The 14,551-nt window shown below is 70.1% G+C and carries 17 protein-coding genes; 6 read left to right on the top strand and 11 right to left on the bottom strand.

The window, feature by feature from the left end; genetic code table 11:
- Nucleotides 1-4: 4 nt before the first annotated feature.
- Nucleotides 5-562: a hypothetical protein gene (locus tag Ade02nite_RS02895; RefSeq protein ID WP_203759904.1), complete on the bottom strand. Its 558-nt coding sequence runs from the start codon at nt 560-562 to the stop codon at nt 5-7.
- Nucleotides 563-693: 131 nt separating this feature from the next.
- On the opposite strand from Ade02nite_RS02895, the gene Ade02nite_RS49010 reads away from it, so the two are divergent.
- Both Ade02nite_RS49010 and Ade02nite_RS02905 read left to right on the top strand, forming a co-directional pair.
- The gene (locus Ade02nite_RS49010; RefSeq protein WP_239168476.1) at nt 694-1,161 is read left to right on the top strand and encodes a hypothetical protein; all 468 of its coding nucleotides are present in this window, start codon (nt 694-696) and stop codon (nt 1,159-1,161) included.
- On the top strand, nt 1,158-2,057 hold the full coding sequence (locus Ade02nite_RS02905) for an alpha/beta fold hydrolase (protein WP_203759905.1): 900 nt from the start codon (nt 1,158-1,160) through the stop codon (nt 2,055-2,057). The genes Ade02nite_RS49010 and Ade02nite_RS02905 overlap by 4 nt, the downstream gene beginning before the upstream one ends.
- Here Ade02nite_RS02905 and Ade02nite_RS02910 read toward each other — a convergent pair.
- Nucleotides 2,032-2,433, bottom strand: a complete 402-nt coding sequence (locus Ade02nite_RS02910; RefSeq protein WP_203759906.1) for an SRPBCC family protein — start codon at nt 2,431-2,433, stop codon at nt 2,032-2,034. The two genes, Ade02nite_RS02905 and Ade02nite_RS02910, sit on opposite strands and share 26 nt — an antisense overlap.
- Nucleotides 2,434-2,535: 102 nt before the next feature.
- Nucleotides 2,536-3,720 carry an MFS transporter gene (locus Ade02nite_RS02915; RefSeq protein ID WP_203759907.1) on the bottom strand — a complete coding sequence of 395 codons (1,185 nt, stop codon included), beginning with the start codon at nt 3,718-3,720 and terminating at the stop codon, nt 2,536-2,538.
- A gap of 42 nt (nt 3,721-3,762) precedes the next feature.
- Between Ade02nite_RS02915 and Ade02nite_RS02920 the strand changes: the two genes are divergently transcribed.
- On the top strand, nt 3,763-4,800 hold the full coding sequence (locus tag Ade02nite_RS02920) for an aminoglycoside phosphotransferase family protein (RefSeq protein WP_203759908.1): 1,038 nt from the start codon (nt 3,763-3,765) through the stop codon (nt 4,798-4,800).
- Here Ade02nite_RS02920 and Ade02nite_RS02925 read toward each other — a convergent pair.
- The 5 genes from Ade02nite_RS02925 to Ade02nite_RS02945 all read right to left on the bottom strand — a co-directional run bounded on the left by Ade02nite_RS02925 (nt 4,734) and on the right by Ade02nite_RS02945 (nt 7,690).
- Entirely contained in the window at nt 4,734-5,357 is a 624-nt protein-coding gene (locus Ade02nite_RS02925) for a hypothetical protein (RefSeq protein ID WP_203759909.1), read from the bottom strand. The two genes, Ade02nite_RS02920 and Ade02nite_RS02925, sit on opposite strands and share 67 nt — an antisense overlap.
- A gap of 297 nt (nt 5,358-5,654) precedes the next feature.
- Nucleotides 5,655-6,497 (bottom strand): barstar family protein, encoded by an 843-nt coding sequence (locus Ade02nite_RS02930; RefSeq protein ID WP_203759910.1) that lies wholly within the window; start codon nt 6,495-6,497, stop codon nt 5,655-5,657.
- Complete coding sequence (locus Ade02nite_RS02935; protein WP_203759911.1) at nt 6,487-6,759, bottom strand: Imm32 family immunity protein; 273 nt, start codon at nt 6,757-6,759, stop codon at nt 6,487-6,489. Before Ade02nite_RS02935 ends, Ade02nite_RS02930 begins: the two co-directional genes overlap by 11 nt.
- Before the next feature lie 26 nt (nt 6,760-6,785).
- A complete protein-coding gene (locus Ade02nite_RS02940; RefSeq protein ID WP_203759912.1) occupies nt 6,786-7,163 on the bottom strand; it encodes a hypothetical protein in 378 nt (125 codons plus the stop codon).
- Nucleotides 7,160-7,690, bottom strand: coding sequence for a hypothetical protein (locus tag Ade02nite_RS02945; protein WP_203759913.1), 531 nt, complete (start codon nt 7,688-7,690; stop codon nt 7,160-7,162). The genes Ade02nite_RS02940 and Ade02nite_RS02945 overlap by 4 nt, the downstream gene beginning before the upstream one ends.
- Between Ade02nite_RS02945 and Ade02nite_RS02950 the strand changes: the two genes are divergently transcribed.
- A complete protein-coding gene (locus tag Ade02nite_RS02950; RefSeq protein ID WP_203759914.1) occupies nt 7,689-8,225 on the top strand; it encodes a hypothetical protein in 537 nt (178 codons plus the stop codon). The two genes, Ade02nite_RS02945 and Ade02nite_RS02950, sit on opposite strands and share 2 nt — an antisense overlap.
- Nucleotides 8,226-8,410: 185 nt before the next feature.
- Here Ade02nite_RS02950 and Ade02nite_RS02955 read toward each other — a convergent pair whose 3' ends face one another.
- The 3 genes from Ade02nite_RS02955 to Ade02nite_RS49015 form a co-directional block, all read right to left on the bottom strand.
- Nucleotides 8,411-11,320 (bottom strand): vitamin B12-dependent ribonucleotide reductase, encoded by a 2,910-nt coding sequence (locus Ade02nite_RS02955; RefSeq protein ID WP_203759915.1) that lies wholly within the window; start codon nt 11,318-11,320, stop codon nt 8,411-8,413.
- Nucleotides 11,321-11,365: 45 nt separating this feature from the next.
- Nucleotides 11,366-11,884, bottom strand: coding sequence for a transcriptional regulator NrdR (nrdR, locus tag Ade02nite_RS02960; protein WP_203759916.1), 519 nt, complete (start codon nt 11,882-11,884; stop codon nt 11,366-11,368).
- 273 nt (nt 11,885-12,157) lie between these two features.
- Complete coding sequence (locus Ade02nite_RS49015; RefSeq protein WP_239168477.1) at nt 12,158-12,661, bottom strand: LysM peptidoglycan-binding domain-containing protein; 504 nt, start codon at nt 12,659-12,661, stop codon at nt 12,158-12,160.
- Between the two features lie 115 nt (nt 12,662-12,776).
- Between Ade02nite_RS49015 and lexA the strand changes: the two genes are divergently transcribed.
- Complete coding sequence (gene lexA / locus Ade02nite_RS02970; protein ID WP_203759917.1) at nt 12,777-13,571, top strand: transcriptional repressor LexA; 795 nt, start codon at nt 12,777-12,779, stop codon at nt 13,569-13,571.
- 373 nt (nt 13,572-13,944) lie between these two features.
- Nucleotides 13,945-14,551, top strand: a 607-nt coding sequence (locus Ade02nite_RS02975; protein WP_203759918.1) for a hypothetical protein, incomplete at its 3' end; no start/stop codon positions are given.

The raw sequence follows: 14,551 nt of genomic DNA on the forward strand, positions 1-14,551 counted from the left end.
GCGGCTAGCTCTTCGGCGCGTCCATCGCCTTGGCGAGGGTGAACAGTTGCCTGTTCATCTGCGTCACGGCGGTGGACGCGGCGCTTTTGGGGAAGGTGAAGCGCAGTGTCTGGATCTGCTTCGCCGCGTTGAGCCAGCCGATCTCGACGGCCGGCCCGTGCGCCCCGCTCGCCGGAGACTTGAGCAGATAGGCGGCCTTGCCCAGGCCCTTGAGCTTGATGCCCTTCGCGGGCATCAGGTCGTCGAGGAACTGATCGGCGGTCGCCGCCGTGCTGCCGATGACCGCGAGCGTCAGGTCGGGCCAGGTGGCGTCCACGGTCTGGAGCACGCACGACGAGACGCCCTCGGCCTGGTTGGCCGCGGCCACGGTGAACCGCACGCCGATCGCCTTCTTGACGTACTCGTAGTTCAAGCGCGTGCAGGCGCCACCGGCCGCCGCCGCAGGCTGTTCGACCGACGGTGGCGGTGGCGGCAGGGTCGCCGCGGCTCGCTCCGCCGGCTTGTTGTCGCAGGCTCCGGCCGCGAGCAGCGTGAGGGCGAGCACGGCGAGACGCGAACGCACGGGCGATCCTTCCGGTGAGATTCGGGGCACACCGTACTGGCCCGCCTGGCGGAGCGGAAGCCCACATCGGACACCGTCAATGCACGGAGCGTTACTTGACACCCGGCGTCAAGTGCCGGGAGGATGGCCGCGTGGCCGATGACGAGTTGGTTGAGCAGATCGTCCGGGCGCTCGACGTACGCCTGCTCGATCCCCTCGACGTGCTCCTCGAGGGCGACGACGCGGTGGCGGCGCTGCGCTCACTGGTGCGCGCCCGCTCCCGGCGATGGGCCGCCACGCTGCGCGGTGACGACGAGACGGCGGCCGTGATGATGACGGCCCGGCTGATCGCGACCCTGCACCCGGGCGACGGGCCCTTCGATCCGCCGGCCGACTGGTGGGGCACGCCGCTCGGCCAGGTGGTGGCGCGGCGGGCCGGGCACATGGGGGCCGAGTCGGTGTCGTACGCCACGGCCGGGGCCATGCTCGGCATCACCCGGCAGGGAGTGCACGACCTCGTACGACGCGGGCGCCTCCCCCGCCATCCCGACGGTGGCGTGCCGTCGGCCGCCATCCGAGACCGGCTACGCGGCGAGCCGCCGCGAGGAGGAGACCAATGATCAACGACCGCCTCATCGACGCCGGCGACCTGCCGCTCGCGGTCCGTGACTTCGGCGGCGACCAGCCACCCCTGCTCCTGCTGCACGGCGCGGGCGGCAACCTGGCGCAGATGACCACCCTCGCTCGCGCGCTGCGCCCGCACCACCGGGTGATCAGCGTCGACCTGCGCGGCCACGGCCGGTCCGGCGAGGGCACGTGGACGTGGGACGCGGCGCTCGGCGATCTCGCCGCTGTGTGCGTACAGATGGAGCTCGAAAGACCGGCGGTCGTGGGGCATTCGCTCGGCGGCATGCTGGCCGCGCTCTGGGGTCAGCGCCACCCCGAGGCGCCGGGCGTGGTGAGCCTCGACGGCAACCCGCCGCCCACCCGCCCCGAGCACCTGCCCGGCATGGACCCGGGCAAGGCCGCCGTCGAGCTGGCCCGGCTTCACGCGATCTTCGACCAGTTCGAGTCCCGGGCCGGCCAGGTGATCGAGGCCGACCAGCTGCCCGACGTCGTCGAACGCCAGCGCATGGCGGCCCGCGACATGGGCGCCAACGAGAAGGTCTGGATCGAGGGCTTCCGCCGCAACCTGGTCCACGAGAACGGCGAGACCTCGACCCGCCCGTCCGCGGCCGTGACGTCGCAGCTGCGCACGCTGATGAACGAGCTCGACCTGGGCCCGGTCTACGCGAGCACGACCTGCCCCGAGCTGCTGGTGCTGCCGACCCGCGACCTGCCGGAGCAGGAGCCGTTCGCGGAGCTCTACGCGGCGCACCGCCGGTTCGTCGTCGAGCAGGCGCGGGCCGCCGGGCACCCGCGCTACATCTCGCTGGAGGACGCCTCGCACGCGATGGTGATCGAGCAGCCCGCGGTGCTGGCGGGACTGATCAGCGACTTCCTGCGTACGGCGTGAGGCGGGCGAGGCAGCTCGCCCAGCCCGCCTCGTACATCCTGGCCGTCTCGTCGTCCAGCTCGCTGTGCACGACCACGACGTCGGTGCCCGCGCCGGCCGGGGTCAGCTCGATGGTCACCCGGCTGTCGCGGTCGTCCCCGGCCCACCGCCACGACTGCACGATCCGCCGCGGCGGGTCGAGCTCCAGGTAGCGGCCGGAGAAGCCCATGCCGTCGGCCTCGATGCCGAAGCCGCCACCGACGGTGGGGTCGGAGGTGGCCCGCGGGTGCAGCTCCGCCGGCCAATACCAGGCGGCGAGCTCGCCGGCGTCCGTCAAGGCGGCCCAGACCCGCTCGGGCGAAGCGTCCACATGCGACTCGATCACAGCGTCCGTCATCTCTCGACAGTAAGCGGCGTCCGTCACCCTCGGCAGCGAGCCGCGCCCGTCACCCTCGGCAGCGAGTCGCGCCCGTCACCGCTCGGCCGGGAGCCGCGGTCGTTACCTTTCGGCCGGGATCGGGCGCGCGGCTCCCGAGGCGGCCAGGCCGATGGCGAGAGCGCCGAAGACGCAGAGGATCGCCCGGAGTACGCCGAAGTGGTCGGCGAGCAGCCCGATGAGCGGCGGCCCGGCGAGGAAGGCGCCGTAGCCGATCGAGCCGGCGACCGAGACGCGGATGGCGGCACGGGCGGGATCGTCGGCGGCGGCGCTCATGCCGATCGGGAAGCCCAGCGAGGAGCCGGCACCCCAGAGCAGCGCGCCGAGCATGGCCAGCGGCACGGTCACCTGCGAGACGACCAGCAGCAGCCCGAGCGCGGCCGAGGCGGCGGTGACCCGAAGCGTACGGACGCGGCCCCAGCGCTCGATCGCGTATCCGCCGAAGAGCCGGCCGAGGGTCATCGCCGTGACGAAGCTGCCGAAGGCGACGGCGCCGACCGTCTCGCTCGCCCGGTAGCCGTCGACGAGCCCGATGGCGAGCCAGTCGTTCGCGGTGCCCTCGGTGAAGCCGAAGCCGAGCATGATGAAGCCGATCAGCACGGTACGGGGCTCGCGCCACACCTGCCGCACGCTCGTGGCCGGAGCCTGGCCGGCGGGCAAGCCCTCGTGGGGCAGGAACCGCCGTACCGTCGGGGTCGTGACCACGGCCGTGAGCGCGGCAGTGAGATAGAGCTGCGCCCAGACGGGCAGGCCGGAGGCCGCGGCGACGGCGCTGAAGCCCGCGCCGAGCACGGTGCCGAGGCTGAAACCGGCATGAAAACGAGGCATGACGGTACGCCCGAGCCGGCGCTCGACGTCGGCCGCCTCGACATTCATCGCGACGTCCCACGTGCTGTTGCCCATGCCGGCGAGCACCAGCCCGAAACCGGCGAGCGCAACGGAGCCGAGGAGAACGCCGCTCGCGAGCCCGGTCAGCCCGAGAACCATCGACGTGCTGCCGATCAGGACGGCGCGCGCGGGCCCGACCCGCTGCACGAGCGGCCCGGCCAGCGGGATCGCCGAGATCGCCGCCGCGGAGAGACAGAGCAGCAACAACCCGAACCCGGCCGGCGAGAGCCCGAGACCGTCACGCACGGCCGGGGCACGGGCAAGCCATCCCGCGTACGGCAAACCGTTGGTGGCGAAGGTGAGGCCGACCGCGACCTTGGCCCGGTCGAGGTTCGCACGATCGAGCTCGACGCCGGTCACGGCTCGAACTTACACGTTAAAGGGATGGCATAGCGTGACCCGATGGATCAGGAACGGCGACCGCGGCTGACGGAGGCGCCCGAGGCTGTTCGGGCGGCCGTGGAGCGGCTACTGGGCGAGCCGGTGCACGAGGAACGAGCGGCCGCGGCCGGATTCACGGCGTCGGTGGCCTCCACAGTGGTCGGCATCGGAGGGAGGCGGCTGTTCGTCAAGGCGGCGCCCGTGGGCGGCGGGCTGGGCGAGGCCGTGGAGGCGGGGGCGGTGCTGGCCGAGGCGGTCGGCGATCTGGGGCCGCGGCCGGCCGGGTTTGCGGCGGTCGGCGCATGGCGCGTGGCGGCGTACGAGGCGATCGAGGGCGAAGCCGTGACCCGGTGGACGGCCGCCGACGAGCCGGAGCTGCTGAGCGTGATGAAGCGCATGCGGACCGTCATGGAGCCGAGCCCGGTGGGCGGCACATCGCCGTACGCCGAGGCGTTCGTGCCGTTGCTCGGCACCTGGCAGCTGCTGAGCGGCGACGGTGGGCCCCGAGTGGATCACCTGCGCGGCAAGCCGTTGCCCGTGGAGGTGCCGGTTCGCATGCTCGCGGAGCTGGAAAGTCGCTGGCTGCCGGCCCTGGCCGCCGGCACGGCCCTGCATCACGGAGATCTGCGCCGCGACAACGTGATGCGCCAACCCGACGGGCGGCTGCGCGTCGTGGACTGGACGCACCTGTGGACGGCCCCGGGATGGATGGATCTGGTGCGGCTCGGGCCGGACGTGGCGGCGTGCGGGCTCGACCCGGAGAAGCTGCTGCGCAAGTCGCCCTGGGCGGACGCACCGGCCGGCGACGTCAACACGGCACTCGCGGGCCTGGCGGGGCGCGCGTGGCGCGAAGGCCTGCTGCCGGGACCGGCACGGCTGCGCCACATGCAGCGCGAGCAGGCGCTGCACCTGCTCAGGTGGCTCGAGGCGCGGCTGAACCACCGGAAGGGAACATGCACGCCCGGGGAGAAATCACTTCGATCAGGCGGCCATTACGACGCCCACAAGGATGCGTCGGGCCATCCCCAGCGGCGGTCCGACTCGCCCAAGGGCCGGTAACGCTCGACGCCCCGCAGGCTTCCGGCATCATCGAAGCCTCGGAACTCGGCCACATCGTCGGGCGAGCGGACCAGGCCGGGGAGGGTCACCAGGCCGCTGGCCGGGACGCGGACGGAGATCTCCTCGTTGCCGTATCGCACCTCGATGGTGGTGACGGCTCGGCTCGCCATCACGGTCAGTTCCGCCAGCCAGCAGCCGCCGACGTTCGCCATCTGGGCACCCAGGTTCACAAGGTGGCCGTCGCGCGTGCCCGGGAGGTGCCCATCAGGACGATCAAGCACCCATTCCGGCATGCCGGAGCCTGAGGAACCGTCCGGAGCCGGCCACTGACCGTCCGACGAGCGTTCCAGCAGGTAGACGTCGTCGAGCAGCGCATTGTCCTCCTCCCAGTCACGCCGGAGCACGACGACCGAGCCATAGCGGCCCCAGGTGCCAGCCGCCGCGACGACTACGTCGCGTGGCGGCAACACCGGCGGGAGATCCCGAGCGCCGTGCTGCAAGGCGGCGAACAGCCGAGCGGGCTCCAGGAGACCGGGCTCGTCGTGAGGCTCATGCACGGATCTCACCGTAATGCCGTCGTTGACCTTGATGGTGCGCGGACCCGGGTCGTATCCGCGTCCCGAGCAACGGAAAGTCCCCCGGACAGTAGCGTCCGGGGGACATTCCTCTGGTCATGCTCGCCGATGACTCTTAGATCTCAACGCGCCCCTGAAGGGGACGTCCTAAGAACGGTCATTTTCAGCTGTTCCTGGGAAGTCGGCGGCTGTCTCCCACCGCGGCTGCCTCCGCAGCGTCGCCGGATTGACCGGTCCTCCTCCCAAGGAGTGGGATGACTCCCCGGCTGCGACCACCGATCAGCGCAACTCGACCTCGATCTGATCCTCGGCAAGCCATTGAAGGATCTGGTCGAACTTGGCAGTCAAATGGCTATGAGCCACCTCGGCGTGGTGCCAGGTCAGGCGGAACGGCCACTCGGCGCCCCACCCGCCCGTCACACAGTCGTGGAGCGCGTCACCGTTCCAGCCGAAATAGCCGCCAGGACCGTTGATGGCCTCGCCGATGGCGCAGTAGAAGCCTTCGATGTCGGTGACGTGGCGCCCGTCGAGCTGGTAGGTGCTGTCGGCTGGCTTGTCAGGCGCCTCGGCCCGATGGTGAGCCAAGGCCGCTCCAGACCAGAGATGCCGAAGCTCCCGGCCGTAGCCTGCCCAAAGGTTCGGTTCGGTCGGGCCACCGGCGTGCCACAGGTTCCAGATGGGTCGCGCCGAACTCGGCATCGGCTCAGAGATCGCGCTGTCCAAGTCGACATCGACGAGGTTAGCGGCCAGGACTGAGGGACGAACTTCGGTCACTGATGCTCGCAGATGGGAGCCGATCACGCGGTTGACTACACCGTTCTGGTCCACGCTGTAGAGGGTCGCGTCGATCGACCGACGATGCAGAGCACCGCCTGGGTTGCCCGCCCCCTTGGCCAGCGCGTCCAGAGCACGGCGCAGCGGCGGGTGGGGCATGCACCCGAGAAGCGTCGTCCCGCGCACCGTGGACGGCAAATCGACGAATAGCCCTTCGATATCAGCGCACGCCGCGATCACGGCGTCTGCTTCTCCCATGGCGGATTCATCGATCAACAGCCAGCGAAGCGGTACGTCTTCGTCCCAGTGCCATCGCTTGTCCTGCGGACTCGTCTCTTCACCGGGCACGTGGATCCCTCGCCAGCATGAGAGAGGCGGAGCCGAGATCGAGTGGGTTGATGCCGGCATCGAGATGGATGTGGGCACCCTTCGGCGCTCGCACGTCCGACAACGCGAGCAGCATCCGAGCGAGATCGCGGAGGCCGGCAGGATCACCGAAGATCTCAACTGAACCATCGACAATCTCGACGGTGACCGATCCACCTTCGGCGGGAGCCACAACGCCGACCGCCGGGTCGTACGGCGGGACCGAAAGTGAGATCTCGTTCATGATCTGAGTGTGCCGCATCCCGCCGACTACCTCGGGTCGTCGGTGTCCCAGGGGTGGCGAAACTGTCCAGGCGGAAGGTCCCAGACCTGGAGGATGGCAGCGAGTTCCGCCTCGCCTGTGACGGTCGCGGCACGGACGAGTGCCGCACCGACGTCGTAATCGAAGCCGTCCAACTGGTCGGCGTCGTAATCCCAGTGCTTCACCTTGAAGGTGCGATCGTGGTCGGACCGAACCCAGCCCTCTCGGCTGGCGACATGATCGGCATCAGCTCGAAGGGGGCGGATGTCGACGAAGGCCCTTCTTCCCTGCCCGGAGGGAGAGACCTCGGTCACCAGCCGACGGCCAAGGCGGAGAGCGCTCAGCTTGTCGGTTTGCCACTGCGTCGGGTCGTCCGCGTTGATCATTCGTCAGCCTCCACCGCGTCGGGAAGAGGCCTGAGGTAGCGGACCTTCTCCTGCTTCTCGCGGGCTATCGCCTCGAACTCCGGGCGCAACCGTTCGTGCAGGTCGCGGGGGTAGGCGAGAGCGGTGTTGCGTTCCTGGCGGGCGGCCTTGAGCTCGGCACGGAGTTCGCGGATGGTCTCGTCCCGCTCGTGAACCTGGTCGAACAGCTCTGCGGCGCTCGGTGTCTCGCCGAGGACGGCGAGTTGCGCCCGGACGAGAACTGGAATGTTCTCCCGGATACTCGCCATCGCCTCCTTGTGGTTGTTGTAGGTGGATCCGTGGGACACACCTGCGACCTGGCAGACGTTGACGATGGAGACAGGCTTGTCGGCAGCAGCGAGAACCGCAGCAGCCAGCATCAGCCTCGCAGGAACTGGGATGTTGCCCAGATGCATGCTCAACTCCGCGGAAGCTTCGCTGTCGCGCTGCGCTTCTGCGTAGGCGGCGGACGCCAGGTGCAGGGCCTCCAGGCTGTCGACGTCGCTCATGCCGCCAGCCCAACGCCTCGGCGACGTACTCGTCGAGTTCAGTGGCGATGATTCGAGCAAGCTCGTCGGGCATCGCTTGGGCGATCTTCCGGGCGCTGCGGTGCAGCGCCGGGTGCATGCGGAGTTCCAGGCGGCGGCGCAGCTCGATGCGGGCGCGCTGACCGGGAGTCATGGCCGAGTTGCGGCATTCGAAGGGCCGGCAGAGCCGGAAATCAGCGGCGCCCTCGCCTCCGCAAAGCGCACCGTCGGCGGAGTAGATGCAGATGGTGTAGGGCCCGACCGCGACGTTGCTGTTCTTCTTGCCGGTGGCTTTGAGCCGGGCGGCGCTGAGCGGCGCGGGGTTCGACAGCGCGGGGCCTTGCCTCTCGACCGCTTGCCGCATGCGGGTAACCCCCTTGCCGCGAAGGTCATCAGGCTTCAGGGCAACTCGGCGCATCACACGGCCGATGTGCTCGTGCTGGAGTTCGAGGGCGTCCACGGGATCAGCCAAGTGAATGATCTTGTAGACGTCGGCGTGGTAGCCCATGGCGACTGACTGATGGTTCCACTGCCCGAACTGGGCGGCGAGCGCGTTGCCGCTCCCCTCGTACGCCTAAATGCAGATGCCTCCCACCCGCAATCGGGTGGGAGGCATCTGTCGTAGGCCTTCACCAGGATTTATGTCAACCAGCGATTCCTCTTAGGAGTTACTCACAGGAGACATGGCTAAACTTCCCGGTTTCAGCTGCAGCCGGAGGTGGAGCCGCAGCCCTCGCAGACGTAGCAGGAGCCGGCGCGGCGCATCTTGGTGCCGCAGGTGAAGCAGAGCGGGGCGTCGGCCGACTGGCCCATGACGATCTCGAGGAGCTCGGTGGAGGAGCCGACGGAGGCGGGGGCCGCCTTCTCGGGGTCGGTGGTGGGCTCGGTGACGGTGGCCTTCGGTTCCGCGACGACCTCCGCTGCCGGGGCGACGGGGGCGGAGGCGGCCATGCCGGCCAGGTCGACCGGGGCCGCGGCGGCTTCGGCGGCTGCCTCGGCCTGGACCTGGGCGGCGCGCTCCTTGGCGGTGAAGATGCCGAGGTCGGCGCGGGTCTCGTACGGCAGGAAGTCGAGTGCCAGGCGACGGAAGATGTAGTCCATCACCGAGGAGGCCATGCGGACGTCCGGGTCGTCGGTCATGCCGGCCGGCTCGAAGCGCATGTTGGTGAACTTGCTGACGTACGTCTCGAGCGGGACGCCGTACTGGAGCCCTATCGAGATCGCGACCGAGAAGGCGTCCATGACGCCGGCCAGGGTCGAGCCCTGCTTCGACATCTTGAGGAAGACCTCGCCGAGGCCGTCGTCCGGGTAGGACGACGCGGTGAGGTAGCCCTCGGCGCCGCCGACCGAGAAGGAGACCGTCTCCGACGGGCGCTTCTTGGGGAGGCGCTTGCGGACCGGGCGGTACTCGACGACCTTCTCCACGACCTTCTCGACCTCGGTGGAGGCGGCGGGCGCCTCCTCCGTGGCCTTGTTGGTCTTGGCGACCGAGAGCGGCTGTCCGACCTTGCAGTTGTCGCGGTAGATCGCGAGCGCCTTCAGGCCGAGCTTCCAGCCCTGGTAGTGGATGTTCTCGATCTCTTCGACGGTGGCCGACTCGGGCATGTTGACCGTCTTGGAGATGGCGCCCGAGATGAACGGCTGCACCGCGGCCATCATGCGCACGTGGCCCATCGGGGCGATCGCGCGCTCGCCCATGGCGCAGTCGAAGACCGCGTAGTGCTCCGGCTTGAGGCCGGGGGCGTCGACGACGTTGCCGTGGTCGGAGATGTGCTCGACGATCGCCTCGACCTGCTCCTCGGGGTAGCCGAGGCTGCGCAGCGCGCGCGGCACGGTCTGGTTGACGATCTGCATGGAGCCGCCGCCGACCAGCTTCTTGAACTTGACCAGCGCCAGGTCGGGCTCGATGCCGGTGGTGTCGCAGTCCATCATCAGGCCGATGGTGCCGGTGGGGGCGAGAACCGACGCCTGCGCGTTGCGCCAGCCGTTCTTGTCACCGATCTTGTTGCCGGCCTGCCACTGCTTGGTGGCCTCCTTGACGATCGCGGTCGCGACGGCGTTGGCCGGGCGGATCGCGTCGTTCGCGGCGGCGTGCTTGCGCATGACGCGCTTGTGGGCCTCGGCGTTGCGGGCGTAGCCGTCGTACGCGCCGACGACACCGGCCAGCTCGGCGGAGCGGCGGTACGCCGTGCCGGTCATCAGCGAGGTGATCGCGGCGGCGACGCTGCGGCCGGCCTCCGAGTCGTACGGCAGGCCGGACGCCATCAGCAGCGCGCCGATGTTGGCGTACCCGATGCCCAGCTGGCGGTAGGCCCGCGTGGTGACGCCGATCTTCTCGGTCGGGAAGTCGGCGAAGCAGATCGAGATGTCCATCGCGGTGATGATGAACTCGACGCTCTTGACGAACTTCTCGACCTCGAAGCCGCCGGACGGGGTCAGGAACTTCATCAGGTTGAGCGAGGCCAGGTTGCAGGACGAGTCGTCCAGCGACATGTACTCCGAGCAGGGGTTGGACGCGGTGATGCGGCCGGTCTCGGGGTTGGTGTGCCAGTCGTTGATGGTGTCGTCGTACTGCAGGCCGGGGTCGGCGCACTCCCAGGCGGCCTGGGCGATGTCGCGGAACAGCTTCTTGGCGTCGACCCGCTCGATCTCCTCGCCGTGCAGGCGGCCGCGCAGGGCGAAGTCGGTGCCCTCCTCGTACGCCCGCATGAACTCGTCGGAGACGCGGACCGAGTTGTTGGCGTTCTGGTACTGCACCGAGACGATGTCGGCGCCGCCCAGGTCCATGTCGAAGCCGGCGTCGCGCAGGGCGCGGATCTTGTCTTCCTCGCGCGCCTTGGTCTGGACGAACTCCTCGATGTCCGGGTGGTCGACGTCGAGGATGACCATCTTGGCCGCCCGGCGGGTGGCGCCGCCGGACTTGATCGTGCCCGCGCTGGCGTCGGCGCCGCGCATGAAGCTGACCGGGCCGCTGGCCGTGCCGCCGGAGGAGAGGAGCTCCTTGGACGAGCGGATCCGGGAGAGGTTGACGCCGGAGCCGGAGCCGCCCTTGAAGATCAGCCCCTCCTCCTTGTACCAGTCGAGGATGGAGTCCATCGAGTCGTCGACCGAGAGGATGAAGCAGGCGCTGACCTGCTGCGGCGACGACGTGCCGACGTTGAACCAGACCGGCGAGTTGAAGCTGAACACCTGGTGCAGCAGCATCCAGGTCAGCTCGTGGTCGAAGATCTCGGCGTCCTGCTTGGTGGCGAAGTAACCGAAGTCCTCGCCGGCCTTGCGGTACGTCGACACGACCCGGTCGATGAGCTCGCGGAGCGACTGCTCGCGCTGCGGGGTGCCGACGGCGCCCCGGAAGTACTTCGTGGTGACGATGTTGGCCGCGTTGACGCTCCAGTCCTTCGGGAACTCAACACCGCGCTGCTCGAAGTTGACCGAGCCGTCGCGCCAGTTCGTCATGACGACGTCGCGGCGTTCCCACTCGACCTCGTCGTACGGGTGGACGCCCTCGGTCGTCCAGACCCGCTCGACCCGCAGCCCCCCGCTGCCGGCCGGCGCGCCGTTGCCGTTCGCCCGGCTGCGCTGCCTGCCTGCTGTTACGCCGTCCCCGGCCATACTGCTCCCCCTCGTAACTACTACGTCTGCCACTCGAAGCCTGCTCTAGCTGTTGATCTTGGGTGCGCGGCCGCCGGATCGCGGCGCCACGGCGTGCCGCACCGCGGCCTCCCGGGCGACCGCCGCCTCGCGGAGGGCGGTGATCTCCTTTTCGAACTCGTCGAGCGAGTCGAAGGACTTGTACACACTCGCGAACCGGAGGTAAGCCACCTGGTCGAGATCACGCAGCGGGGCGAGGATCGCCAGGCCCACCTCGTGACTGGGGATCTCGGCCGCGCCCTTGGCCCGGACGGTCTCCTCGACCTTTTGCGCGAGCAGCGCGATCGAGTCCTCGTCGACGGGCCGGCCCTGGCAGGCCTTGCGGACGCCGCTCATGATCTTTGTCCGGCTGAACGGCTCGGTGACCCCGCTGCGCTTCACGACGGCGAGGACGGCCTCCTCGACCGTGGTGAACCGCTTGCCGCACTCGGGGCACGAGCGGCGGCGACGGATCAGCTGACCGTCGTCGGCCTCACGTGAGTCGACGACGCGCGAGTCGGCGTGACGACAGTACGGGCAGCGCACCGTGATCTCCCTCCGGCACCTGCGGCCACCGGTGCCCGGGCACGCCGAAGCGCAGCGTCGCGCTGGTGGACACCAGCTCGCCGCTGTGGACGGCCTGTGGATAACCGGTGGGAGGTAACCCCAACCTGTGGATGACTTACACCCTTGTAACTACTAGATGTTGGGGTAGACGCTATGCCCCGGCGGACGCGGGCGCAAGTTCAGCGGCGTGCCGACGCGCCGTATTTTCCGACTCAACACGAGCGGTTGATCTTTCGTTACGGATCGAGTCGATCAAGACCCGTACGGCAAGATCAAAACATCGCCCGGGTGTACGCCGTAGCCACTGATGCCATTGAGCCGGCGCAGCTCGTCGACGCCCGCCTGACCATGGCGGCCAGGCATTTCGCGCGCCGCGATGTCCCAGAGCGTGTCACCCGACCGGACGACGATCGTAGGCGGCGGGCCGGCGGGCAGCTGCTCGGCCCGTGAAGCCGTGGTGAACAACACGGCACTCGCCAATGACGCGACGAGAACAAGAAGACCGAGAACCACGGCGCGACCGCGCCGAGTGAGCCGCAACGGCGGCTGTGCCTGCCTCACGCTGTGCATCGCCATCAGTCTCGCCACCCCGCTCGACCTCGGAAAATGATCACGGGAAAGAGTGATCATCGTACGGGCGTTCGATCGAACGCCCGTACGACGGTCTATCAGAACAGGCGTACGGAAGTCGAGCACTTCCGAGCGACACGCCGGAAGAATGTCGTACAGATGTTTGAATATGTCGTACCGCGCCATTACGGTTCTCCCTCAAGAGGGGTCAGCCGGGCAGGCGCCATCCCCACGGCGTCACAGTCCGGCTCCGCGAGAGCACCACGTGCCGACGAGGCACTGGCCGACAGGGAGGGCGGACGTGTCGACCGACGACCGGACGAGCCGGCAAGATCAGAGCAAGCCCGACAAGGGGGCGACCACCACAGCCGCTCTGCGGCGCCGCTCGCCGAGCCGGGGCCGCGCCGCCGACGCCCCGCAGCTGCGCGCCGTCACGCCGGTGGTCAGCCAGTTCCCCGACCCCGTCACGAGCGAGCTGACCGCCCGGCAGCGCAAGATCCTGGAGTTCATCCGCGGCTGGGTCGAGCGGTACGGCTATCCGCCCAGCGTGCGTGAGATCGGCGAGGCGGTCGGGCTGGTGTCCCCGTCGAGCGTCGCCTACCAGCTCAAGGCGCTCGAGACCAAGGGCTTCCTGCGCCGCGACCCCAACCGGCCGCGCGCCGTCGACGTGCGCTCCCCCAACGAGATCGTCGACGACGAGACGCTGCGCACGGCGCGGCCCCAGCCGGCCTACGTGCCGCTGGTCGGCCGGATCGCCGCCGGTGGGCCGATCCTGGCCGAGCAGGCCGTCGAGGAGTTCTTCCCGCTGCCGCGCGAGCTGGTCGGCGAGGGCGACGTCTTCATGCTCGAGGTCAAGGGCGACTCGATGATCGACGCGGCGATCTGCAACGGCGACTGGGTCGTCGTGCGCCAGCAGCCCACGGCGAACGCGGGCGACATCGTGGCCGCGATGATCGACGGCGAGGCGACGGTGAAGAGCTACCGCCAGCGCGACGGGCACGTCTGGCTGATGCCGGCCAACCCGGCCTTCGACCCGATCCCCGGCGACGACGCGACCATCATGGGCCGCGTCGTGGCCGTGCTGCGCCGGGTCTGACGCGGCAGAGTCCGGCACGACAGGGTTCGGCGCGGCTGGGTTCGACGCGGCTGGGTTCGACGCGGCTGGGTTCGACGCGGCTGGGTTCGACGCGGCTGGGTTCGACGCGGCTGGGTTCGACGCCGCAGGGTTGGCCGCGGCAGAGGTTCGACGCGGCAGGGTCCTGCGCGGCAGAGGTTCGACGCGGCAGGATCCGGCGCGGCTGGGGTTGGCCGCGGCAGGGTTGGCCGCGGCAGAGGTTCGACGCGGCAGGGTCCGCCGCAGGGTCCTGCGCGGCAGGCGCGCCACGGCGGCGATAGGCGCCGCTGGGTCAGCGAGGCCCGTAACCGGGTCCGTACCCCTGCGGATTGTCGAACCGGCCCTCGGGGCGGCGGTGGAAGTCGGCGTAGTCGTTGCGCTGCCGCCCCGGCTCCGGCTTGCCCTGCTGCTGGCCGCCGTAGACGCCACCGCCCTGGCCGCCGCGCGGCGGCTGGCCCTGCGCGCCGCGGGGCGGCTGTCCGCCACGAGGCGGCTGCTGGCCACCGCGGGGCGGCTGACCCTGCGGAGCGCGCGGCGGCTGGCCCTGAGGGCTGCGCTGAGGCTGGCCCGACCCGCCGTAGACGCCGCCGCCCTGCTGCCCGCCGCGAGACGGCTGACCGCCGCGGGGCGGCTGACCCTGCGGAGCGCGCGGCGGCTGGCCCTGGGGACCGCGCGGCGGCTGCTGCCCGCCACGGGCAGGCTGACCTTGCGGCCCACGCGGCGGCTGCCCCTGGGGACCGCGCGGCGGCTGCCCCTGAGGAGCGCGGGCGGGCTGACCCTGCGGCGACCGGGCCGGCTGACCCTGAGGACCACGCGCCGGCTGACCCTGCGGCGACCGAGCCGGCTGACCCTGGGGACCGCGTGGCGGCTGACCCTGCGGCGACCGAGCCGGCTGACCCTGCGGACCACGCGCCGGCTGACCCTGCGGCGACCGAGCCGGCTGACCCTGAGGACCACGCGCC

Origin of the sequence: Paractinoplanes deccanensis (assembly GCF_016862115.1) — a bacterium.
Lineage (GTDB): Bacteria > Actinomycetota > Actinomycetes > Mycobacteriales > Micromonosporaceae > Actinoplanes > Actinoplanes deccanensis.

Bases quoted from the DNA above. Each gene is read 5' to 3' on its own strand.
- Ade02nite_RS02905 (WP_203759905.1), top strand. From the start codon at position 1,158: ATGATCAACGACCGCCTCATCGACGCCGGCGACCTGCCGCTCGCGGTC.
- Ade02nite_RS02910 (WP_203759906.1), bottom strand. From the start codon at position 2,433: ATGACGGACGCTGTGATCGAGTCGCATGTGGACGCTTCGCCCGAGCGG.
- Ade02nite_RS02920 (WP_203759908.1), top strand. From the start codon at position 3,763: ATGGATCAGGAACGGCGACCGCGGCTGACGGAGGCGCCCGAGGCTGTT.
- Ade02nite_RS02935 (WP_203759911.1), bottom strand. From the start codon at position 6,759: ATGAACGAGATCTCACTTTCGGTCCCGCCGTACGACCCGGCGGTCGGC.
- Ade02nite_RS02940 (WP_203759912.1), bottom strand. From the start codon at position 7,163: ATGATCAACGCGGACGACCCGACGCAGTGGCAAACCGACAAGCTGAGC.
- Ade02nite_RS02950 (WP_203759914.1), top strand. From the start codon at position 7,689: ATGCCGCCAGCCCAACGCCTCGGCGACGTACTCGTCGAGTTCAGTGGC.
- Ade02nite_RS02945 (WP_203759913.1), bottom strand. From the start codon at position 7,690: ATGAGCGACGTCGACAGCCTGGAGGCCCTGCACCTGGCGTCCGCCGCC.
- Ade02nite_RS02955 (WP_203759915.1), bottom strand. From the start codon at position 11,320: ATGGCCGGGGACGGCGTAACAGCAGGCAGGCAGCGCAGCCGGGCGAAC.
- Ade02nite_RS49015 (WP_239168477.1), bottom strand. From the start codon at position 12,661: ATGGCGCGGTACGACATATTCAAACATCTGTACGACATTCTTCCGGCG.